This window comes from Plantibacter flavus, from assembly GCF_002024505.1.
In the GTDB taxonomy this organism is placed as follows: Bacteria; Actinomycetota; Actinomycetes; order Actinomycetales; family Microbacteriaceae; genus Plantibacter; species Plantibacter flavus_A.
In genome coordinates, this window is the sequence record NZ_CP019402.1 from 2953277 (window position 1) to 2974283 (window position 21007).

The 21007-nt window shown below is 70.9% G+C and carries 25 protein-coding genes; 12 read left to right on the forward strand and 13 right to left on the reverse strand.

Going from position 1 to position 21007, the window contains the following annotated elements; translation table 11 throughout:
- Positions 1 to 15 precede the first annotated feature (15 nt).
- Both BWO91_RS13690 and BWO91_RS13695 read right to left on the reverse strand, forming a co-directional pair.
- On the reverse strand, positions 16 to 969 hold the full coding sequence (locus BWO91_RS13690) for an alpha/beta hydrolase fold domain-containing protein (protein ID WP_079002922.1): 954 nt from the start codon (positions 967 to 969) through the stop codon (positions 16 to 18).
- 40 nt (positions 970 to 1009) lie between these two features.
- Positions 1010 to 1375, reverse strand: a complete 366-nt coding sequence (locus BWO91_RS13695) for a MerR family transcriptional regulator (RefSeq protein WP_064294735.1) — start codon at positions 1373 to 1375, stop codon at positions 1010 to 1012.
- Between the two features lie 121 nt (positions 1376 to 1496).
- On the opposite strand from BWO91_RS13695, the gene BWO91_RS13700 reads away from it, so the two are divergent.
- The 5 genes from BWO91_RS13700 to BWO91_RS13720 are packed head-to-tail and all read left to right on the forward strand — an operon-like array spanning position 1497 to position 6664.
- Positions 1497 to 2693: an MFS transporter gene (locus BWO91_RS13700; protein WP_079002923.1), complete on the forward strand. Its 1197-nt coding sequence runs from the start codon at positions 1497 to 1499 to the stop codon at positions 2691 to 2693.
- 50 nt (positions 2694 to 2743) lie between these two features.
- On the forward strand, positions 2744 to 3595 hold the full coding sequence (locus BWO91_RS13705) for a siderophore-interacting protein (protein WP_079002924.1): 852 nt from the start codon (positions 2744 to 2746) through the stop codon (positions 3593 to 3595).
- Between the two features lie 56 nt (positions 3596 to 3651).
- A complete protein-coding gene (locus tag BWO91_RS13710) occupies positions 3652 to 4587 on the forward strand; it encodes an ABC transporter substrate-binding protein (RefSeq protein WP_079002925.1) in 936 nt (311 codons plus the stop codon).
- Positions 4584 to 5639: a FecCD family ABC transporter permease gene (locus BWO91_RS13715; RefSeq protein WP_199687303.1), complete on the forward strand. Its 1056-nt coding sequence runs from the start codon at positions 4584 to 4586 to the stop codon at positions 5637 to 5639. Before BWO91_RS13710 ends, BWO91_RS13715 begins: the two co-directional genes overlap by 4 nt.
- Positions 5636 to 6664 carry a FecCD family ABC transporter permease gene (locus tag BWO91_RS13720; protein ID WP_071259211.1) on the forward strand — a complete coding sequence of 343 codons (1029 nt, stop codon included), beginning with the start codon at positions 5636 to 5638 and terminating at the stop codon, positions 6662 to 6664. Before BWO91_RS13715 ends, BWO91_RS13720 begins: the two co-directional genes overlap by 4 nt.
- An 18-nt stretch (positions 6665 to 6682) precedes the next feature.
- Here BWO91_RS13720 and BWO91_RS13725 read toward each other — a convergent pair whose 3' ends face one another.
- The 4 genes from BWO91_RS13725 to BWO91_RS13740 form a co-directional block, all read right to left on the reverse strand.
- A complete protein-coding gene (locus tag BWO91_RS13725; protein WP_079002926.1) occupies positions 6683 to 6922 on the reverse strand; it encodes a helix-turn-helix domain-containing protein in 240 nt (79 codons plus the stop codon).
- The gene (locus BWO91_RS13730; protein WP_139205314.1) at positions 6922 to 7572 is read right to left on the reverse strand and encodes a DUF2975 domain-containing protein; all 651 of its coding nucleotides are present in this window, start codon (positions 7570 to 7572) and stop codon (positions 6922 to 6924) included. Before BWO91_RS13730 ends, BWO91_RS13725 begins: the two co-directional genes overlap by 1 nt.
- Positions 7573 to 7672: 100 nt before the next feature.
- Positions 7673 to 8005 carry a biopolymer transporter Tol gene (locus tag BWO91_RS13735; RefSeq protein WP_079002927.1) on the reverse strand — a complete coding sequence of 111 codons (333 nt, stop codon included), beginning with the start codon at positions 8003 to 8005 and terminating at the stop codon, positions 7673 to 7675.
- An 81-nt stretch (positions 8006 to 8086) separates the two neighbouring features.
- On the reverse strand, positions 8087 to 8395 hold the full coding sequence (locus BWO91_RS13740; protein ID WP_064294727.1) for a hypothetical protein: 309 nt from the start codon (positions 8393 to 8395) through the stop codon (positions 8087 to 8089).
- 269 nt (positions 8396 to 8664) lie between these two features.
- Here BWO91_RS13740 and BWO91_RS13745 point away from each other — a divergent pair, with 269 nt between their 5' ends.
- Positions 8665 to 9150 carry a pyridoxamine 5'-phosphate oxidase family protein gene (locus BWO91_RS13745; protein WP_064294726.1) on the forward strand — a complete coding sequence of 162 codons (486 nt, stop codon included), beginning with the start codon at positions 8665 to 8667 and terminating at the stop codon, positions 9148 to 9150.
- Positions 9151 to 9171: 21 nt separating this feature from the next.
- On the opposite strand, the gene BWO91_RS13750 is transcribed toward BWO91_RS13745, so the two are convergent.
- Positions 9172 to 10584 (reverse strand): PLP-dependent aminotransferase family protein, encoded by a 1413-nt coding sequence (locus BWO91_RS13750; RefSeq protein WP_079002928.1) that lies wholly within the window; start codon positions 10582 to 10584, stop codon positions 9172 to 9174.
- On the opposite strand from BWO91_RS13750, the gene BWO91_RS13755 reads away from it, so the two are divergent.
- Both BWO91_RS13755 and BWO91_RS13760 read left to right on the forward strand, forming a co-directional pair.
- On the forward strand, positions 10583 to 11497 hold the full coding sequence (locus BWO91_RS13755; protein WP_079002929.1) for a DMT family transporter: 915 nt from the start codon (positions 10583 to 10585) through the stop codon (positions 11495 to 11497). The genes BWO91_RS13750 and BWO91_RS13755 overlap by 2 nt on opposite strands.
- Positions 11498 to 11504: 7 nt before the next feature.
- Positions 11505 to 12122, forward strand: a complete 618-nt coding sequence (locus BWO91_RS13760; protein ID WP_079002930.1) for an FMN-binding negative transcriptional regulator — start codon at positions 11505 to 11507, stop codon at positions 12120 to 12122.
- Here BWO91_RS13760 and BWO91_RS13765 read toward each other — a convergent pair.
- Positions 12040 to 13017: a DMT family transporter gene (locus BWO91_RS13765; protein ID WP_079002931.1), complete on the reverse strand. Its 978-nt coding sequence runs from the start codon at positions 13015 to 13017 to the stop codon at positions 12040 to 12042. The two genes, BWO91_RS13760 and BWO91_RS13765, sit on opposite strands and share 83 nt — an antisense overlap.
- Positions 13018 to 13082: 65 nt before the next feature.
- Here BWO91_RS13765 and BWO91_RS13770 point away from each other — a divergent pair, with 65 nt between their 5' ends.
- Positions 13083 to 13670: a TetR/AcrR family transcriptional regulator gene (locus tag BWO91_RS13770; protein WP_079002932.1), complete on the forward strand. Its 588-nt coding sequence runs from the start codon at positions 13083 to 13085 to the stop codon at positions 13668 to 13670.
- A gap of 54 nt (positions 13671 to 13724) precedes the next feature.
- Complete coding sequence (locus BWO91_RS13775) at positions 13725 to 14516, forward strand: SDR family oxidoreductase (protein ID WP_079002933.1); 792 nt, start codon at positions 13725 to 13727, stop codon at positions 14514 to 14516.
- Here the strand turns inward: BWO91_RS13775 and mmuM are convergent.
- A complete protein-coding gene (gene mmuM / locus BWO91_RS13780; RefSeq protein ID WP_240555506.1) occupies positions 14513 to 15412 on the reverse strand; it encodes a homocysteine S-methyltransferase in 900 nt (299 codons plus the stop codon). The genes BWO91_RS13775 and mmuM overlap by 4 nt on opposite strands.
- A gap of 237 nt (positions 15413 to 15649) precedes the next feature.
- Here mmuM and BWO91_RS13785 point away from each other — a divergent pair, with 237 nt between their 5' ends.
- Entirely contained in the window at positions 15650 to 17236 is a 1587-nt protein-coding gene (locus BWO91_RS13785) for an MFS transporter (RefSeq protein ID WP_079002935.1), read from the forward strand.
- Here the strand turns inward: BWO91_RS13785 and BWO91_RS13790 are convergent.
- The 4 genes from BWO91_RS13790 to BWO91_RS13805 form a co-directional block, all read right to left on the reverse strand.
- A complete protein-coding gene (locus BWO91_RS13790) occupies positions 17217 to 17693 on the reverse strand; it encodes a hypothetical protein (RefSeq protein WP_079002936.1) in 477 nt (158 codons plus the stop codon). The two genes, BWO91_RS13785 and BWO91_RS13790, sit on opposite strands and share 20 nt — an antisense overlap.
- A gap of 15 nt (positions 17694 to 17708) precedes the next feature.
- Positions 17709 to 17888 carry a twin-arginine translocase TatA/TatE family subunit gene (locus tag BWO91_RS13795; RefSeq protein WP_079002937.1) on the reverse strand — a complete coding sequence of 60 codons (180 nt, stop codon included), beginning with the start codon at positions 17886 to 17888 and terminating at the stop codon, positions 17709 to 17711.
- A 56-nt stretch (positions 17889 to 17944) separates the two neighbouring features.
- Entirely contained in the window at positions 17945 to 18928 is a 984-nt protein-coding gene (locus BWO91_RS13800) for an intradiol ring-cleavage dioxygenase (protein ID WP_079002938.1), read from the reverse strand.
- A 135-nt stretch (positions 18929 to 19063) separates the two neighbouring features.
- On the reverse strand, positions 19064 to 19339 hold the full coding sequence (locus tag BWO91_RS13805) for a hypothetical protein (protein WP_064294714.1): 276 nt from the start codon (positions 19337 to 19339) through the stop codon (positions 19064 to 19066).
- A 139-nt stretch (positions 19340 to 19478) separates the two neighbouring features.
- Here BWO91_RS13805 and BWO91_RS13810 point away from each other — a divergent pair, with 139 nt between their 5' ends.
- The gene (locus BWO91_RS13810) at positions 19479 to 20969 is read left to right on the forward strand and encodes a glycoside hydrolase family 32 protein (RefSeq protein ID WP_079002939.1); all 1491 of its coding nucleotides are present in this window, start codon (positions 19479 to 19481) and stop codon (positions 20967 to 20969) included.
- Positions 20970 to 21007: the final 38 nt, after the last annotated feature.

Sequence of the window (21007 nt, forward strand, 5' to 3'; positions counted from 1 at the left end):
AGGATCACGCAAGACTCAGCCGGCGTGGTTCCCCACGGCGCGCAGCCCGTCGGCCAGCCAGTCCAGCGACGGGGAGACGCCGGGTGCGACCGGATGGCGATTGAGGTGGCCATGGAGGACGCCCGGCTCGAGCCGACTACGGACGGGTGCACCGGCCGCCTCCGACGCCGCGACGAGCAGCTCCCCCGACGGCCGGAGGTCGTCGAACTCCGAGAGCAGGACCGACAGCGGCGGGCGGTCCGGGGTCACGGGGACGATTCCCGGCAGGGCGAGCTCGGGCACGTCGTCGAGTCGACCGACGTAGTTCTCGACCATCCAGTCGATCGACTCGGTCGGGAACCGCATGAAGTCCGGGAGGACCGCCATCTCGGCCAGGACGTCCGACGGCAAGGCGGGCACGACCGCGTGCAGGAACGGGTAGGCCAGCAGCACGGCGTCCGCACGACGATCGCTGCGGAGTGAGGCGGCGAGCGCGAGGGCCGCTCCGGCGCTGGCCCCACCGATGGCCGTCCGCGCACCGGGAACGGTCGACCGCTCATCGTCGAGCTGCTCCCAGACCGCGAGCACGTCGTCGAGCGGCACCGGGTATCGCGTCGTGCCGTCCGCCAGGCGGTAGTCGACGGAGACGACCTCGGCAGCCGATCGCGCCGCCACTTCGGCGCTCACGACGTGCGCCTCCGGCCAGTCGAGCGTCCCCGACGCGAAGCCGCCGCCGTGCACCCAGAGGAGCGCGACGCCACTGGGATCGGCCGGGACGTAGCGTCGGATCGGGACCGCACCGTGCGGACCGTCGATGACCTCGTCGGTGATCACCACATCACTCGGCGGGCTCCACGGCCCGTCGTCGCCGTACGCGATGAGTCGTTCTTGGAACGCCTCGTCGAGCGCTCCGCCGGCGGCGGCGCGATCGGCGTTGGAGAACCCGTCGAAGAGGCTCAGGCGGTCGCGGTAGTACGGATCGAGTGACATGCGCCGAGCCTACCCAGCCGACTCGGTCGACTCGGTCGGCTCAGACCGCGACGCCGCCGACGCGCTGGAGGTAGACGTCGATGGCGTCCCGGCTCTCCTGGATGCAGCCGAGCTTCGCATCCAGTCGCTCGCGATGCTCGAGCAACCGCTCCAGCACCTCCGCCGAGGGCGTCACCTGGTAGATCGTGTCGTCGTCCTCGAAGCAGGGCAGGACCTGGAGGATGAGCGCGGTCGGCATGCCGACGGCGATCAGCTCGCGGATGCGCTGCACCTTCGCGACGAGGTGGTCCCCGTACTCGCGGTACCCGTTCGGGCAGCGGGTCGGGCGCAGCAACCCCTGTTCCTCGTAGTACCGGAGCAGCCGCGGCGTGCTCCCGGTGGCCGCCGCCAGTTCGCCGATGCGCATGCAAGACCCCTTCGACCGAGTTGTGTCCTCATGCAGCAGCGGCCGGCGCAGGACGGATATTCCCGGAGCATCCTCGTCGGCTTGACCCTGCCACCAGTGGCAGGCCGGGAGACTCACCGACATGACCACCGACAGCGTGCGCACGGCACGATCCACGACCCCTCCAACCACCCGAACCCGCTCTCCCCTCACGACCGCGCTGCTCCTCGCCGCCGTCGGATTCGTGACGCTCCTCACCGAGGTGCTCCCGGCCGGGGTCCTCCCCGCGATGGCCGCCGACCTGGGCGTGTCGGAGTCGATCGCGGGCCAGAGCGTCGCCGTCTTCGCACTCGGCTGTATCGTCGCCGCGATCCCGATCAGCCGTGCGCTCGCGAGACTCGACCGCCGGACGGTCGTGCTGCTCGCCCTGATCGTCTCGGCGCTCGCGAACGCCGGCACGGCCGTCGCGCCCGACCTGCTCACGCATCTCGCGACCCGGTTCGTCGCGGGGCTCGTGGCCGGCGTCGTCTGGGCGATGCTCCCGGGGTACACGCGCGGGTTCACCACCCCGGAGCGGTTCGGCTCCACACTCGGCATCGTGCTGTCAGGTGCCACGCTCGGCTTCGCGCTCGGCGTCCCGGCCGGCGCGGTCCTCGGTGAGGGGTTCGGTTGGCGCACGGTGTTCGGGATCGTCGCCGCCGCCACCGCGCTCCTCGGCGTCATCGCGGTCGTCGTCGCTCCCCGCGTGGCAGGCAGCGCCCCCGGGCGTTCGACACGCATGGGTGCGGCGCTCCGCATCCCCGCGGTCGTCACGATCCTCGTGGCCCTCGCCGTCTGCATCATCGGCCAGAACATCGCGTACACCTACCTCGCACCGGTCCTGTCCGCCCGCGGCACGCCCGTGCCGCTCGGGGTGCTCCTCGCCACCTTCGGTGTGGCGTCGGTCGTCGGGACCCTCGGCGCCGGACGGCTGGCGAACCTGCGCCTCGGGACGACCATCCTCACGGCCGCCCTCCTCGGGACCGTCGGCCTCGCCGTCGTGGCCTGGGATCCCCCGGTCGTCGTCCTCCTCATCGCAGCGGCAGGCTGGGGGCTCGCCTTCGGCGCCTACTCCGTGCTCTTCCAGGTGGCGATCGCGCGGGTCGCCGGGAACGCCGCGGACGCGGCCCAGTCGGCGCTCGTCACGGTGTGGAACTGCTCGATCGCCACCGGCGGGGCGGTCGGTGGGGTCATCCTCGGCACCTGGGGTGCGTCCCTGCTCCTCCCGGCTGCGGCCGCGCTGACCATCGTCGCCATCCCCCTCTGCGCCGTGATCGCACGCGCCGTCCGCCGCGGGTGAACGACGGAGGACCCGGCACGCCGCAGCCGGGTCCTCCTAGACTCGATGCGATGCCCGTTCCGTTCCTGCACTCGCCGAACATCCTGTTCGACACGGTCGTGGAGCGCACGGAACGGCTGTCCCCCGGCTTCGTCCGCCTCACCCTCGCCGGTGCCTCGCTCGTCGACTTCGCCCCGTACGAGCGGGACCAGCGGATCAAGATCCTGCTGCCGGGAGACGACGGCGCGTACCCGGACGGACTCCACGACGGCCTGCCGGAGCACGCGTGGCGGCGCGCCTGGCGAGCGCTCCCACCGGCGGACCGCCCGGTGATGCGCAGCTACACCGCCCACCGCGTCAGGCCGGCGCAGCAGGAGGTCGACCTCGACGTGTTCATCCACGAGCCGGCCGGTCCGGCGAGTCGTTGGGCGCTCGGGGCGCGGCCGGGCGACCGGTTGCTCGTCTCGGGGCCGGACGTCCGTCGCGGCGACCCGACGCACGGTGTCCAGTGGGCGCCCGGTACCGCGACGACCGTGCTCATCGCCGCCGACGAGACGGCCTTCCCCGCCATCCACGGGATCCTGCGCTCCCTCGACGAGGACGTCCGCGCGCACGTCCTCCTCGAGCTCGGCGATTCCGCCGACACCGCCCTGCTCGGGCCACTGCTCGAACGTCACACGGTCGAGGTCCATGAACGGGCCGGGCGGCCGGGCGGTGACGCGCTCGTTGCCGGCATCGAGCAGTGGCTCCATCTGCACGGGTCGTCGGCGGCGACACTGGGCACTGACTTCGCCGCCTGGCTGGTGACCGAGAGCACCCGGATCCCCCTCCTGCGCGCTGCGACGACCGACCACGGGATCGATGCCGAGCGCGTGCACGGGCAGGGCTACTGGAACGCTCGCCCCAGAACCACGCCCGAATGAAGGTTATGCTTGCCTTACTCGGTCGCGTCCGTCGCGGCCCGTTCGAAAGGTGATCCGTGCCCCTCCCCCTCGCCCATCGTCGACGTCTCGTCGCCGTCGCCGCCCTCTCCATCGCCGCCCTCGGCCTCTCCGCCTGCAGCAGCTCGAGCGCCTCGACCCCCTCGGACACCGCGACGAGCGCGACCCACGTCATGGAGCACGCCCACGGCGAGACCAGCATCCCCGACGCACCCAAGCGGGTCGTCGTCCTCGAACCCGTGCAGCTCGACACGACCGTCGCGCTCGGCATCACCCCGGTGGGCGCAGCGGTGCTGAACGAGACCGCCGGCGTCCCCGCCTACCTCGGCGAGGAGGCCGCCGACATCCCCACCGTCGGGACCGTGGCGGAGCCGAACGTGCAGCTGATCGCCGCCGCGAAGCCCGACCTCATCATCGGCACCGAGTCACGGCACTCCGCCCTGTACGACCAGTTGTCCGAGATCGCGCCGACCGTGTTCATGGCGACGCAGACCGATCCCTGGCGCGACAACGTGCAGTTCGTCGCCGAGGCACTCGGTGACCCGGACGGCGCGGACGAACTCCTCGACGCCTACGACGCACGCTGCGCGGAGATCGCGAAGGAGCACGACACCGCCGGCAAGACGGCACAGCTGATCCGCCCGCGCGACGGCGTCCTCACGCTCTACGGCCCCACCTCCTTCGCCGGCAGCACCCTCGAATGCGCCGGGTTCACGACGCCCGAACACGCCTGGGAGGACATCTCCCTCGACCTCTCCCCCGAGCGCGTACTCGAGGCGAAGGCCGACCAGGTCTTCGTGACGAGCGTCGACCCCGACGACACCTCGACACTGCCGGCCTCCCTCACCGCGAACTCGGACGCCTTCCCCGAGCTGCACCTCGTCGACCAGTCCTTCTGGATCACCGGCGTCGGCCCCCTCGGCGGCATGGCCGTCCTCGACGACCTCGACCGGCTGCTCTCCGACGGGTCGTGACGAAGCCGACCGCGATCCTGACCGCCCGCGACACCTCGGTGAGCGGGCGGGCGCCGCAGCGACACCGTTTGCTCGTCGGACTGCTCGCGGGCGTCGCGGCGCTCGCGGTCGCCGTCCTCCTGTCGCTGTTCGTCGGCGCGAACCCGATCGCACCGGATGACGTCCGTGCCGCGCTCCTCGGCACGGGCTCGGACGAGGCGGACTTCGTCGTGTGGGATCAGCGGGTGCCGCGCACGGTCGCGGCGCTGGCCGTCGGCGCGGCCCTGGGCGTCGCTGGCGCGCTCATGCAGGCGTTCACCCGGAACCCGCTCGCCGACCCCGGCATCCTCGGGGTCAACGCCGGGGCAGGCTTCGCGGTCGCCGTCGGCCTGGCGTTCCTCGGCGTCCGGGCGCCGGGCGACATCGCCTGGCTCGCGTGCGGCGGGGCGCTCGTCGTCACCCTCGTCGTGTACGCGATCGGTTCGGGCGGGCGCGAGCAGTCCTCCACCGCTCGCCTCACCGTCACGGGTGTCGCCTTCGGCGCCGTGCTCGCCGGGCTGACGACGGGGATCGCGATCACGCACCCCGACGCGTTCGACCGGATGCGCGGCTGGAACGCCGGCAGCCTGCTCGAACGCGACCTCGGTGTCGTCGTGCCGGTCCTCCCCTTCCTCGCCGTGGGGCTCGTCCTGGCCGCGGCGAGCGCGCGGAGCCTCAACGCGATCGCCCTCGGCCCGGACGTCGCCAGAGCACAGGGCGTCAGCGTCACGCGCAGTCGCATCCTGGTGCTCGCCGCGGTGACGCTGCTCGCCGGCGGCGCCACCGCGATCGCCGGGCCGATCGCCTTCGTCGGCCTCGTCGTACCCCACCTCGTGCGCTGGTCGGTCGGCAGTGATCAGCGACGCATCCTCGGGGGTTCGGTCCTCGTCGGCTGCGTCCTCGTGCTGTGCTCCGACGTCGTCGGACGGATCGCGGTGCTCCCGGGCGAGATGCCCGTCGGGCTCGTGACCGCGTTCGTCGGGGCGCCCGTCCTCATCGCGCTCGCCCGACGCAGAACGGCCTCGGGCCTGTGAGCACGACGCGGGAACGGGAGACCGCACGTCCGATCACCGGGCGCCGACCGGCACGACGGACCCTTGTCGTCTGCGCCACCGCACTCCTGGCGATCGTCGTCGCGGCGATCGCCGGTCTCGCGCTCGGCGACTACCCGCTGACCACCGAGGAGGTGATCGGCGTCCTCACCGGACGCGTCGACGGCCTGGCCCGCACGGTCGTGCTGGACTGGCGCCTGCCCCGGGTCCTCGCGGCGATCGGATTCGGTGCAGCGCTCGGTGTCTCGGGAGCGATCTTCCAGACCCTCACCCGGAATCCACTGGCGAGCCCCGACATCATCGGCCTCGCGAACGGTTCGTTCACCGGGATGCTCGTCGCGCTCCTCCTCCTCGGCGGCAGCTGGCCGGCGTTGATGGCCGGGTCGTTGCTCGGCGGTCTGGCTGCCGCGGTCGCGATCTTCCTGCTGGCACTCCGCCAGGGCTTGTCGGGGTTCCGGTTCATCGTCGTGGGCATCGGCGTCTCGGCCATGCTCGCGGCATGCAACAGCTGGCTGTTGCTCCGGGCCGACCTCGATGTCGCGCTCTTCGCGGCGGCCTGGGGCGCGGGGACGCTCAACACCGCGACCGCGACCGTCGTGTGGCCGGCACTCGCATGCCTCGTGGCGCTCTTCGCGGTCATGCCGTTCGCCGCCCGTCCGCTCCGCCAGCTCGAACTCGGTGACGATGTGGCCGCCGCGACCGGGGTGCGCCTCACCCGCGAACGCGCCATCCTCATCGGCCTCGCGGTCGCGCTGGTGAGCGCGGTGACCGCCGTCGCCGGCCCGATCGCCTTCATCGCCCTGGCCGCTCCGCAGATCGCACGCCGACTGACCCGCTCGCCGGGGATCCCGCTGGTCGCGACGGGGCTCGTCGGCGGCGTCCTGCTCCTCGCGTCCGACCTCGTGGCCCAGCATCTGATCCCGCTGACGGTCCCGGTCGGCGTCGTCACCGTGGTCGTCGGCGGGCTGTACCTCACGCAGTTGCTGCTCCGCGAGCGGCGGCACTGAAGGTCGGGTCCGAACCACTCAGCGGGCGTCGTCGAGCTCCAGCAGTTCGCCGACCGTGCAGTCGAGCACCCGGCAGATCGCCGTCAGGGTCGAGAACCGGATCGCCTTCGCGCGGTCGTTCTTCAGCACCGAGAGGTTCACCACACTCACCCCGACGAGCTCGCTGAGCCGGGCGAGGGTGAGCCCACGGTCGGCGAGCAACCGGTCGAGGTTGCAGTGCACACCGGTCGCGACGTCCTCCTCGGGCGTCGGCACCATCAGACGAGTCCCTCGGTGTCGGCGCGCAGGCGCTCACCGGCGCGGAAGGCGATCGCGAGGCCGCCGACCGCCATGGCGACGAAGAACGGGATCCAGGTGAGCGGATACGGGGTCCCCTCGACGGCCCCGTCGGTCGCGACAGCGAGCGCGCCGTTCGAGGCCATCGTGCCGAACCAGGTGTCCGCGATCCACCCGCAGAGGATGGCGATCGAGGCGATCGAGAGCAGCCGTGCGTTCCCGGGTGCGAAGGCATCGCCACGCAGCAGACGGCGGAAGAAGCGGAACGCGCAGACGATGACCACGAGGTTCGCGATCGCCGGCAGGATCGCGGCGAGCAGCACACACACGAAGGTCGCCACCGGGAGGTCGGCGACGACGACCGAGCCCTGGTCGATCGTGAAGGCGCCGGTTCCTGCCGCACCCGGCAGGACCGTGTCGACGGCGTCGAAGAACACGGGCACCCGGGTCCCGTCGGTGCCGAAGACGTCGAGCAGCCGGAGGACGAGCATGACGACGACGGCCCCCGCCGCGACGACGGCGGCACCGAGCACGGACACGAGGTCGTTGCGGGTGGAGCGCTGGGTCTTCGCAGCCTGCCAGGCCGCGTGGTCGAAGCCGGACGGCGTCGGGCGATCGGTGGACTCGGTCATGATCATCACATCCATATCGATTGTCGTTGGTATCGATAAACGATATGCCGAGATCGATCAGAACGCAAGAGCGGGCGGAGAGCAGGTCCACCCGGCCGGATCACCCTGCTGATGACTCGTCGAGCGCGTCGAGCTCCCGCAGCGCCGCCTCGGCGCGCCCGAGTCGATCGGCCTCCGGCTCCTCCCACCATTTCGGGCCGCGTTCACCGAGCCCGTGCTTGGCGAGGCCGACCCGGCGGCGGGCAGCAGCGACCGCGTCGTCATCGCCTGCCCGCTTCGCGACGCCGACGCCGGAGCGCCCGCGGCCGAGGTGGGACTGGAGGGACGCGACGAGTTCCGACGGCAGACTCGGATCCGTCCGGCGCCAGCGTCTACCGTTCACGACGAACCAGTGGTCGTCCTCCCCCGGCCCGTCGTCCGATCGTGGCGTCACGGGTGCCTCCTGGAGACGACACAGGGCCCGGCCCACCGCGAACGCGGACGAGACCGGACCCTCGAGGTCATGATGGCGCGATCAGCCGTTCTTGACGGCGTCGAGCACGCCCGCCCAGCCGAAGGCGGAGATGGCGTCGGCGAAGGTCGAGTCACCGCGCCCCTCGCCGATCTGCTTGCCCGAGGCGTCGCGGACGACGACCGTGTGGTCCTTCTCGGCCTCGGTGCCGTTGCCCTCCTCGATGAAGTCGATGTGGATCTCGCTGTCACCGAGGGTGCCGGTGACCGTGGTCGTGGCGTCCTGCTCGGTGGTCTTCGTCGTGAGGAACGGACCGCCGCCAAGTGCCGCGAGCGCCTCGTTGATCTGGTTCGTGAGCGATGAGGTGTTCATGTGTCTCTCCCTACGGTGATGAAGAGTCCAGGCTAGTGAGCGGACCCGGGAACGGCGGGAGCATGGCGCTCGTGCACGAGATGTGCGATGGGGCGACCGGAGACGGCGACAGGACACGTCGGCCGGACTCGCCACAGGAGCAGAAGATCCGCCTCACGTCAACGGTCGGCGCCATCCAGGTGCGGTCGGAGCCACGAGTCGTAGGCTGCGAGCCACGCAGACCGGCACCCCGACACCGACGGGCCGGTCGACGAGACGAAGGAGACCCCATGGCCGGAGACACCGACCCCTACACGACCCTCAACAAGCTGCTCGCGGACTTCCGCTTCGCGATGCTCACCACGGTGGACCTCGACGGCAAGCTCGTCGCCCACCCGCTCACCGTCCAGGAGCGCGAGTTCGACGGCGACCTGTGGTTCATCGTCGGCAAGGACGCCTCCGCCGTGCAGCAGCTCGACGTCAACCCGAACGCCGGCGTCACGCTGAGCTCGGACAGTTCGTGGGTGTCGCTCGCCGGCACCGCCGAACTCGTCGAGGACCACGCCAAGCTGGAAGAGTTGTGGAACAGCGTCGTCGAGGCATGGTTCCCGGACGGCCCCTCCGACCCGCGCGTCGGTCTGCTCAAGTTCTCGGCCGACAGCGCCGAGTACTGGGACAGCCCCGGCGGCAAGATCGCGACCGCCGTCGCGTTCGTGAAGTCCAAGGTCACCGGCGAGACCTACGACGGCGGCGACAACGCGAAGCTCGACCTGTAACGAGCGGTCGCCTGAACACGTTCAGGCACGTTCGTCCGCCAGGACACCGGCGAGGATGCGGGCCGCTTCATCGAAGCGGCCCGCATCCTCGCCGGAGTAGTTGACTCTCAAATAGGGCCCCGCGGGTTCCGCAGGGAACCACTCGGTGCCGTCCGAGACGATGAGCCCGCGGCTCTCGCAGGTGCGGACCACGCGCGGCACATCGGTGCCCTCCGGGAGCCGCAGCCACAGGTTCAGTCCACCGAGCGGCAGCCGCTCGAGGTGCGCCGTCGGGGCGTGCTCGCGCAGACTCGCGACCAGCAGGTCCCGTCGAGCACGGAGGAGCGGTCGCAGACCGCGGAGGTGCGACCGCCACCCGGGCTGGGTGACGACGTCGAGGGCGGCGGCCTGCAGGACCCCGCTGATGTACATCGACTCGGCGGCCAGGTCGGCCAGGATCCGGTCGTGGGCCGGGCCCCGGGCGATGACGGCGGCGACGCGCAACGCGGGCGAGACGCTCTTGGTCAGCGACCGCAGGTAGATGACGTGGCCGTCGTCGTCGAGCGCGGCGAGCGGCCGGGCATCGACGTCGATCGCGAGATCGTGGGCCCAGTCGTCCTCGACGAGGAACGCGCCGTGTCGCCGGACGATCTCGATGATCGCGACCCCCGTCTCCGGCGACCAACGACCTCCGGTCGGATTCGCGAAGGTCGGCTGTGCGTAGAACGCCCGCGCACCGGTGTCCTGGAACGCGCGCTCGACGACGTCCGGGTCCGGTCCGTCGGGACCGGTCGGCACCGGGACCAGCGTCACGCCCGCCTGCTCGGCCGCGAGGATCGCGCCCCAGTAGCTCGGCGACTCGATGAGCATCGGCTGCCCAGGGCCGACGAGTGCCCGGAAGATCGAGCTGAGTCCACTCTGACTGCCGGAGATCACGATGACGTCCCGGGCGGTCGGCGGCGCGACCCCGGGCGGTGCGGCTGCCGCGAGGTCGGCTGCGAACCACGCCTGGAGCTCCGGCGAGCCGGCCGCCGGCGATCGGGTCATCGCCACGTCGGTGCGGGCGGCGCGCGCGAGCGCGGCGCGGACCAGCCGTTCAGGCAACAGTTCTCGGGCGGGGTATCCGGAGTGCATCGCGATCGCGGCGGGTGCGACCGACCGTTGCGCCGAGGACAGCGCGCCAGAGCGCCACGGGAGCGCGCCGAGCGCAGCGGTCTGCCAGCCGTAGTCCACCGACCGCGCCGGACGAGCCGCCCGCACGAAGGTGCCGACGCCCGGCCGACTCTCGATGAGCCCTCGCCCGGCGAGCTGGCGCATCGCGTTCTGGACGGTGACGGGGCTCGCTGCGAACTCGGCGGTCAACGCCCGGTTGGAGGGCACGCGTGCACCCGGAGGAGCCGCTGCGATCCAAGCGGTCATGGCGGCGACGATCCGCCCGGTGCTATCGTTATCCATGAGTCCACAGAGTAGCGTTATCGCTACACCGACGCGAGTGTTATCCCCCAGCGGGCTCGGCTGGGGTGCCCTCGGCGTCCTGGCGTTCTCCCTCACGGTCCCCGTCACCAAGGTCGCCCTCGTCGGCCTCTCGCCGCTCTTCATCGGTTCCGGGCGCGCGGTCGTCGCAGCCCTGCTCGCCGCGATCACCCTCGCCACCCTGCGAGCGCGGCGACCGACCGGTGTGCAGTGGGCGCGCGTCGCGATCGTCGCCGGCGGCGTCGTCGTCGGGTTCCCGCTCCTGACCTCCTTCGCGCTGACCACCGCTCCCGCCGGTCACAGCGCCGTGGTGATCGGCCTCCTCCCGGCGGCGACGGCGGTCGCCGCCGTCCTCCGGGGCGGCGAGCGGCCGACGCGTCGCTTCTGGATCTTCGCCGGCTCGGGCGCGGTCGCGGCGATGGTCTTCGCCTCGGTGCAGCACGGCGGCCTGGCCCCGATGGCCTGGTCGGACCTCCTCCTGCTCGGCGCCGTCGTCGCAGCCGCGATCGGCTACGCGGAGGGCGGACTGCTCGCACGGGAGCTGGGCTCCTGGCAGACCATCTCCTGGGCGCTCGTCGTGGCATCACCGCTCATGGTCGCCCTCACGGCACTCGCGGTCGTCCAGCAGCCGCCGACCGCAGCCATCGGCAGCTGGCTGGCGTTCGGCTACCTCGGCGTCGTGAGCATGTTCCTCGGCTTCTTCGCCTGGTATCGCGGACTCGCGATCGGCCCGATCGCCCGGGTCAGCCAGATCCAACTCGTCCAGCCGGTGCTGAGCATCGTCTGGGCGGCCCTCATCCTCCGCGAGCGACTCGACTGGGCCACCGTGCTCGGCGGGCTCGCGGTCATCCTGTGCGCCGGCCTCGCCGTCCGCACCCGTCTCGACCGGAAGTGACCCCACCATGCGCCACACCCCCACCTACCTGATGACCGACGTCGACGAGGTCAAGCGCCTCATCCGCAACCACCCGTGGGCGACGTTCGTCTCGCCTGCGAGCACCGGTCTCGTCGCCTCCCACTACCCGGCGATCCTCGAGGAGGACCGGGACGAGCTGTCGATCGTCAGCCACTTCGGCCGACCGGACGAGCGCTCGCACGAGCTCGGCGAGCACGAGATCCTCGTCATCATCCAGGGACCGCACGACTACGTCTCGCCGAGCTGGTACCCCGAGGGCCAGCTGATCCCGACCTGGAACCACGTCACCGCGCACCTGTACGGCACGCCCGAGGTCCTGAGCGAGGACGAGAACTACGAGATGCTCTCGCGACTCACCGACCACTTCGAGGACCATCGACCGGACGGCCGCCACCTGTCCCAGGACGAGGCCGGCACCCGGCGCGCAGCGAAGGGCACGGTCGGCCTGCGCATGCGTGTCAGGCGGTTCGACGCCCGCGCGAAGCTCAGTCAGAACAAGGCGCCCGAGGTGGTCGACGACATCACCGCGCACCTTGCGGAGCGGAATCCGGCACTGGCCGAGGAGATGCGCCGTCAGCAGGATCGGCCGCCGGCGAGGCAGTGACCCGACGGGCACCGATGCGACCGCGGGCGTCGCTCACGAGCACGAGGGCGACGCCCGCCGCGCTGAGCAGGAACCCGCCGGCCGTCAGGAGCGTGAACGGCTCCCGGAACAGGAGCGCACCCACGACGGCGGTCGTCGGCGCGACGAGGAACAGGAGCGCGTTGAGGACCGTGACCCCGATGCGACGCAGCAGCCACCAGTAGAGCCCGTAGGCCGAGAGCGTCGGGACGAGCGCGAGGAAGAGCGTCGTCAGCCAGAAGGTCGCGCCGCCTGGCGGCACCGCCTCACCCGTCGCGAGGGCGAGCACCGCGAGGAGCACCATGGTCGCCGTCGCGTGGACGGTCAGCGTGAGGAGGACCGGGGATCGGTGCAGCGAGCGCCGTTCGAGGATCGTCGCGGTGATGAGGCTGGCCATGGCGAGTGCGGGCAGGGCGTAGGCGATCGGCGGCGCGTCCGAGGCGCCGAACTGGGACTGCACGATGAGGAACACCCCGACCGCGCCGATCCCGAGTCCCAGCCACTGGGCACCCGGCACCCGCACGTGCAGCAGCGGTCCGGCGAGCGCCGCGATGACGAGCGGCTGGACGGCGTCGATGAGCGCGGTCGTCCCGGTCGAGATGCCCACGGCGACCGAGGCGTAGACGAACACGACGTAGCCGAACTGCGCGAACAGGCCGATGACGAGCTGCGAGCGCAGCTGAGCCCGGGTGGCGTTCCGCCACTGCCCGCTCAGCACCAGCACGATCGCGAGCCCCACGGCGAGCGGGACGAACCGCCAGAGGAGCACGGTGAGCACCGGCACGTCCTCGGTTCCGATCTTCGCGACGATGAACCCGGAGCTCCACGCGAGGACGAACCCGATCGCCGCGAGGGGGACGATGACGGCACGGATCATCCGCGCCACAGGTATACCGATCTGTCTACTCATCCCCGCAGTATACAGACTGGTATAGTTTTCGCATGACGGCCGACACTCCAGAGCTCGCACCCCTCACGCCGGGCGCCCGACGCGTGCTCGACGCCGCCTCCGTGCTCTTCTACGAGAACGGCATCCACGCGGTCGGCGTCGACACCATCGCGGAGGCGGCCGGGGTCACGAAGAAGACGCTCTACGACCGTTTCGGCAGCAAGGAGGCCCTCGTGCTCTCCTACCTGCAGCATCGCGACGCGCGCTGGCGCATCTGGGTCGACGAGTTCCTCGCCCGGCATCCGGAACCCGGGATCGACCGGGTCCTCGCGATCTTCGACGCGGCGATCGGCTGGTCGGACGACAACAGCCCCAAGGGGTGCAGTGCCGTCAACGCACGCGCGGAGATCCCCGACCACGCGACGAGCGGCCTCGTGCTCCCCGAGGTCACCCGGCAGAAACAGTGGCTGCTCGAACGCTTCGCCGAGCTCATCACCGAAGCCGGCCTGTCGGACGCCGGAGCGCGCGCCCGCGAACTCATGTTGCTCTACGAGGGCGCGATCGTGACGGTCGGGATGCGCACCTTCCGCGAACCGTTCGAGACCGCCCGCGCGATCGCCGGTCGACTCCTGGCCGCCTGACCGGAGCCGGGCGCGGCCTGTCGGCGACCACTCGACATCGCGTAGGGTCTCGGGATGGACTTCACCGACGACGCCACCGCCACCGACCGCATCGCCATCGTCACCGGGGTCGGGCGCCGCCGCTCGATCGGCGCGGGACTCGCCACCGGTCTCGCCGCGGACGGCTGGAACCTCGTCCTCAACGCCTGGCGACCCTACGACGACCGCGTGGGCTACGAGCGGACCCCCGACGACCCCGAGTCGATCGCCGACGAGTGCCGTGCGCTCGGTGTGACCGTCGAGCTCGTGCTCGGTGACCTCGCAGACCCGGCGTTCCCGGCCGAACTCGTCGAGCGCGCGGCGCAGCTGGGGCCCGTGTCGGGGCTCGTCATGTCGCACTGCGAGTCGGTCGACAGCTCGATCCTCACGACGGACCTCGACAGCTGGGACCGCCACTTCGCCGTGAACGCGCGGGCGACGTGGCTCCTCATCAAAGCCTTCGCCGAACAGCTCCCGGTGCAGGAGACGCCGCCCCGGGTGGCCGGTCGCATCGTCGCGCTCACGAGCGACCACACCGTGCACAACCTGCCCTACGGGGCCAGCAAGGGTGCGCTCGACCGCATCGTGACGGCCGCGGCGGTGGAGCTGAGCGACCGCGGGGTGCGGGCGAACGTCATCAACCCGGGTCCGATCGACACGGGCTGGATGACCGACGACATCCGTCGCTGGGGAGCCGAGGCGACGCCCGCCGGCCGACTCGGCACGCCGTCCGACACCGCCGACCTCGTGCGCTTCCTGTTCTCGCCTGCAGGCTCCTGGATCAACGGCCAGGTGCTCTCGAGCAACGGCGGATTCAACGTCGGTTAGGAACGCGTCCACCCGTCGACCTGCGCGCGGACACCGGCGATGTCGGCCGGCATGACGCGACAACAGCCGCCGACGACCGTCGCCCCGGCCTCCAGCCAGGCCTCCACCTCGCCGACCCCGGCGGCTCCACGCCAACAGCGGGCGTCGGCGTCCCAGCGCTCGCCCGAGTTCGGGTAGACCACCACCGCCTTGTCCGTCACGGACCGCGCAGCGGCGATGGCCGGGAGGACCTCGTCCGGGTGCGAGCAGTTGACACCCACCGCCTGGAACTCGTCGATCCCGTCGACCAGTCGGAAGCCCTCCGCCATCGGCTCGCCCGAGCGGAGACGACCACCCTCCACCGTGAACGACAACCACGCAGGCACTCCCGAACCCCGCACGAGCTCAGCGAGCGCCGTCGCCTCGTCGAGCGTCGGAATGGTCTCGAGGGCGAGGAAATCGGGGGCCGCGTCGACCAGTACGGCCAGACGCCGCTCGTGCCACCGCCGGAGCTCGGTCCGGCTGAGACCGGAGGAACCCTCGTACTCCGAGCCGTCGCCGAGCGTCGCGCCGTACGGACCGACCGACGCGGCGACGAGGAGCGGGCCGTCGGGGTCCGATTCGGCCCGCGTGTCGCGCGCCCCACGCGCCAGCTCGACGCTCGACCGCAGGAGCCGTTCGGTCTCCGGAACCGAGATGCCGATCCGATCGAACGCCTCGAAGCCGACCTGGTACGACGCCGTGATCGCGATCTGCGCACCCGCGGCGAAGAACTCCTGATGAGCATCCTGAATCGCCCCAGGATCGTGCGCGAGCAGCGCGGCGCTCCAGAGCACGGTGGACACGTCTCGGCCGCGCGCCTCGAGCAGCGTCCCGAGACCGCCGTCGACCGTCCAGATGCCGCGCCTCAGGTCCATACGTCCCATTGTGCTCGCGTCGCAACCCGATGAGGCGCCACTGGACACCTGGTATCGTCTATACCCGTCCAGAGCCGAGAGGACGCGTTCTCCCCGAGAACGACCCGCCACCCGACGTGCAGCTCCCCCGAGCTCCGTGCCAGTGCAGCATGGCGATCCTCCGGCATTTCTCGGGCACTGAGCGACTACGCGAGTGCCGAACGATTCAACACGACTGTCAGGAAACGAGTACTGCTTGTGAACTCCAGCGACAACGCGGCATCATCGTCCCCCGCATCCCCCTCCCCCAGAACCGGCCGGAAGCCGGCCCGCAAGACCAGGCGCCTCCGCGTCGACGACGTCCTCGTCGTCAAGACGTCCAAGGTCCGCACCGCCATCTCGGGCACCGTCGTCGGCAACTTCATGGAGTGGTTCGACTTCGGTATCTACGGCTACCTCGCGGTCACGATGACCGTCGTCTTCACCGAGGGCCTCCCTCCTGAGGCCGGCATCCTCGTCACCCTGTTCGGTTTCGCCGTGTCGTTCCTCGTGCGTCCGCTCGGCGGGCTCGTGCTCGGACCGCTCGGCGACAAGATCGGCCGGAAGAAGATCCTCTTCCTCACGATGTCGATGATGGCCGCGGCGACCGCCCTCATCGGCGTGCTGCCGACCGCCGCCCAGATCGGGCTGTGGGCGATCGCCCCGCTGTACCTCCTCAAGATGATCCAGGGCTTCTCGACCGGCGGCGAGTACGCCGGCGCGTCCACCTATGTCGCCGAGTTCTCGCCCGACCGCCGACGCGGGTTCTGGGCGTCCTGGCTCGATGTCGGGTCCTACGTCGGTTTCGCGGCAGGCGCCGGGACCGTCGCCCTCACCACGCTCATCGCGGAGGGCCTCGCCGGCCCTGACGCCATGACCGAGTTCGGGTGGCGCATCCCGTTCCTCATCGCCCTGCCGCTCGGTGCGGTGGCGGTGTGGTTCCGCCTCAAGATCCCCGAGACCCCGGCCTACGAGGTCACCGAGACCGCCGGTGGCATCGAGGCCGAGCACGAGGATCCCATGGCCCGCCAGGGGATCTTCGGGATCTTCCGTCACTTCTGGCGCCAGATCCTCATCGCGATGGCGATCGTCGCGGCGACGAACACCGCCGGCTACGCGCTCACGAGCTACATGCCGACCTACCTCGAGAAGGACGTCGGGGTCTCCAACCTGACGGCCGCGGTCGCGACCATCCCGGTCCTGCTGATCATGTCCGCCTGCCTGCCGCTCGTCGGTCGGATGTCCGACAAGCTCGGCCGCAAGCCCGTCTACCTCATGGCCGTCGGTGCGACCCTCGCCCTCATGGTGCCGGCGTTCGCGGTCATGCAGATCGGTGAGATCTGGGCGATCTTCATCGCCCTGTTCATGGTCGCCGCCCCGGTCGCCCTGTGGGCGGGACCGTCCGCGGCCTCGCTGCCGGCGTTCTTCCCGACGGCGTCCCGCTTCGGCGCGATGGCGATCGCCTACAACCTGTCGGTCTCGCTCTTCGGAGGCACGACGCCGCTGTTCAGCGAGTTCCTCATCCAGGTCACCGGGAACACCTTCATGCCCGCGTTCTACATCATGTTCTTCGCGGCGGTGGCGGGCGTCGGCGTGCTCACGATGCGGGAGACGGCTCGTCGTCCGCTCATCGGCTCGGTGCCGACGGTCGAGACGAAGGCCGAGGCGGTGGAACTCGTCAAGGGGCAGGACGACAACCCGCTCATCGACACCCACACGATGCCGCTCGACATCCTGCCCGCCGCGTCGACCACCGGCGCCGCGGCGGACGGCCGGGACGGACGCGTCACGACGCCCGCCGACTAGCGGGTTCGTCGACGCGTTCGTCGAGGACGACGCGTTCGGTGATCACGATCGGGGCGGGTGCGCGGTGCGCATCCGCCCCGTCGCGTCCGACCCGTTCGAGGAGCGCGGCCTGCCAGCCGCCGCTCGCGACCGGCTTCGCCGGGGCGGACGGCACGGTCGGGTCCTGGTCCTCAGCCGCCGGCTCGCGCGGCGCATCCGGCCCACGTTCCTCGACGAGGGCCTCCTGGACGATCCGTCGGGGATCGAACTGTCGAGGGTCGAGGCGTTTCCACTCGGCCGGGTCGAACTCCGATCCGAGCTCCTCGGCTGCTCGCGCCTTGGTCGTGGCGACGAGGTCGCGGACGGTGCGGACGAGCACTCCGAGTCGCTCGGCGTACACCGGCAACTGTTTCGGGCCGATGAGCACGGCCGCGAGGACGCCGATGACGATCAGCTTGTCCATGGTGAGTCCGAACACGATGCGCTCCGATGATCAGGCAGCCGGAGTGTCGGCGCGGGGGTCGGTGTCGGCCGACACCTCGTCCTTCAGGATGCGTGCCGACTGCCCGACGCTGCGGGCGAGGCTCGGGAGCTTCGCGGCACCGAAGAACAGCAGGATGACGGCGAGGACGATGAGGGCGTGCCAGCCGGTGAGGTTCTGGAGGAATCCCATGACGGGTCCTTTCGGGTCGATGCGGGTCGGGACAGGAACGCGTGGAGGTGCCGCGGTCAGCGTCCGCTCGGCGGCGTTCCTCCGCCGCCGCCAGCCCCGCCACCGCCGGACGGGGCAGCACCGGCGGTCGGCGTCGTCGTGGTGTCCACCCGGACGGTGAGCGCCACCTGATACCCGGAGGTCGCGTCACCCGTCACCGTCGCGAGTTGCAGGGCACCGCCGTCGTCGCCGAAGACGTTGTCGTCGTCGAGACTCACCTGGGCGAGGTTCGCGCTCGAACCGTCGTAGCCCGACAGGGCGTAGACGGTGTCGCACGCCGCCTGCGGGAGGGCGACCTGCGAGGTCGCGATGGCGTTCGCGGAGTCGGAGATGTCCGCGACCGTGGGGTACACCTCGAAGTGGATGTGCGGCCACCGGCCCGAATAGCAGGCCGGGAAGATCGAGGTGTACGAAACGGTCCCCGAGCTGTCGGCGACCTGGACGCCGCGGAGGTAGGTCTCGTCCTCGATCCCGTCGGAGTACATCGAGTAGCCGCCCGACGCGTCGCAGTGCCAGACGTACACGGCGACGTCGGCGAACGGGGCGTCACCGTTCGCCATGTCGAGGATGGTGAGCGAGAGGGCCATGGGGACTCCGCTCGCGGTGGTGTCCGACCCGATGCTCGACCGGATGTCGCTGCGGACGATGCCGGACTCCTCGAGCACGTCGGCTCCGTTGGAGCCGTCGCCCGGGTAGGGGCCTGCGGTCTCGTCGGGGATCTCGCCTGATGGGAGGTCGCCGGTCGCGGTCGCGGTGCCCGTGTCGGTACTCGCGGCGCCGGAGCTCGTGCTGCTGCTGCCGGACGCCCCGGTGGAGCAGGCGGCGAGCGCGACGGCCCCGACCCCGGCACCCACGAGGCTCAGCACCGTGCGCCGGCTGACGAGGGTTCCGAGGTCGAACGCGACGCCCTGGTCGACGACCTCCTCGTCGGCCCGGTCGAGCAGACGGCCCTCGTAGGCCGGGCCGTCCGGGGTGGTCTCGGGTGCTGGGATCCTGCTCATGGTGCGCCTCGCCTTCGTCTGCGATCGGTGGTCTCGATCGGTCGTGAGACGAGCATCGGCGTGGCGGCTATGGGCTTCCTATGAGCCGTCCATACGTCGTCGATGGGTCTGCTGGGCGGTTGCCGAGCCCGTGGATCAGCGCGGGGTGGCCTTGAGTCCGTTTGGCGGCCCGTCGCGGTCGGACGCGGTGCGCGGGACGTCGTACCGCACGAGGGCGTCCGCGCGTTCCAGGCTCGGTTGCACACTCATCAACACCCGCTTGAGCGGATCGATGTCCCAGGCGATGACGAAGTACGCGTCGGCACCACCCCGATCACGGCGCCGTTCGATGACCGCCTTCGGGATCACGGGATCGTTCCGCATCACGAGCCACGTGTCGTGGTCGAGGCGGATCGGACGCGGGCGGGTCATGGATCGAACATACGTTCGAATGTCGCGTGAGGCAAGTCGATACTCGAGCTGCTTAACTTTGCTTAACCGCTTGACCACCTTCACTGTGCCTCGCTACGGTAACTGCGTAACCGATTAACCACTCACTGCAGAGGACGTCATGAACCAACGAGGGTTCCACCAGCCGAACGGCGCATGGGTCGGAGACGTCATCCCCTGGCAGGAGGACGGTGTCTTCCACCTCTTCTACCTGCACGAATCGCGTCGCGTTCCCAAGATCGGCATGCCGTGGCATCGCGTGACCACCCGGAACCTCGTCGACTTCGACGAGCTCGGTGAGGCACTGCCGTCGGGCGGACCGTCCGCGCCGGACTTCAACGTCTACACGGGCAGCGTCATCCTGGACCCCGATGGGATCCACCACGTCTTCTACACGGGACAGCACCCGGAGCGCCGCGGTGCCGACGGTCTGGCGCTGCAACTCGTCATGCACGCCGTCAGCACCGACGGCATGCGCACCTGGGAGCGCCGGGAGGCCGACACCTTCGGCGCCACCGCAGGATATGAGACCGCCGACTGGCGGGATCCCTTCGTCTTCTGGGACGAGGACGCGGCCGTCTGGCGGATGCTCATCACCGCCCGACACGCACACGGCCCGGAACGGCGTCGCGGCGTCATCGCCCAGTGCACCTCCACCGACCTCTCGACCTGGGAACCCGTCGAGCCGTTCTGGGACCCGCGCCGCTACATCGCCCACGAGTGCCCCGAGGTCTTCCAGTGGGGCGACTGGTGGTACCTCGTGTCCTCCGAGTTCAGCGAGTCGTTCACAACGCGCTACCGGATGTCGCGCACCCTGCACGGTCCCTGGCTCGTCCCCGAGCACGACACGCTCGACGGACGCGCCTACTACGCGGCGAAGTCCGCCGCCCGCGACGGACGCCGGTTCTTCTTCGGCTGGATCGCCTCGCGTGAGGGAGCCCACGACGCGGGCGCCTGGCAGTGGGCCGGCACCATGTCGGTCCTCGAAGCGGAGCAGCGTGCCGACGGCACCCTGGCCTTCCATCCGCCCACCGAACTCCGCGACACCTTCGCGCCCGCCGACGAGCCGACGGACACCGTCGTCACCTCGGGCACGGTCCTGAGCGCCCCCGACGGGTACGCCGACGCCCTGTCGGCCGTGGACGCACCGAGTTCCTTCCGGCTGGTCGCCCGGTTCGACATCGCCCCCGGCACGACCGAGTGCGGTGTCCTCCTCCGCGCGAGCGATGACGGCGACGAGGGCTACGTCCTGCGCCTGGAGCCGAAGCGCGACCGCCTCGTGTTCGACCGCTGGCCCCGCTCCAGCACCGGCACGGAGCAGTGGCAGATCTCGGGCGACGTCCCGTTCGTCGTCGAACTCGAACGCCCCTGCCACCTCGCCCCCGGCTTGCACGAGCTCGAGGTGATCGTCGACGGCGACCTCTGCGTCGCGACCGTCGACGACGCGGTCGTCCTCAGCACGCGCCTCTACGACCGACCGGCTGGTCGCGTCGGCGTCTTCGTCGGTGAGGGGACCGTCACCGTCGAGGCGTGCACGCTCCTCGAGCGCGACGGCGGCGACTCCGACGACGACCCCACCTCACACCGACTGCTGACCAGCACCACGTCCTGATCCCGACACCACGCTCCGCCCGCCTGCACCACCACCCG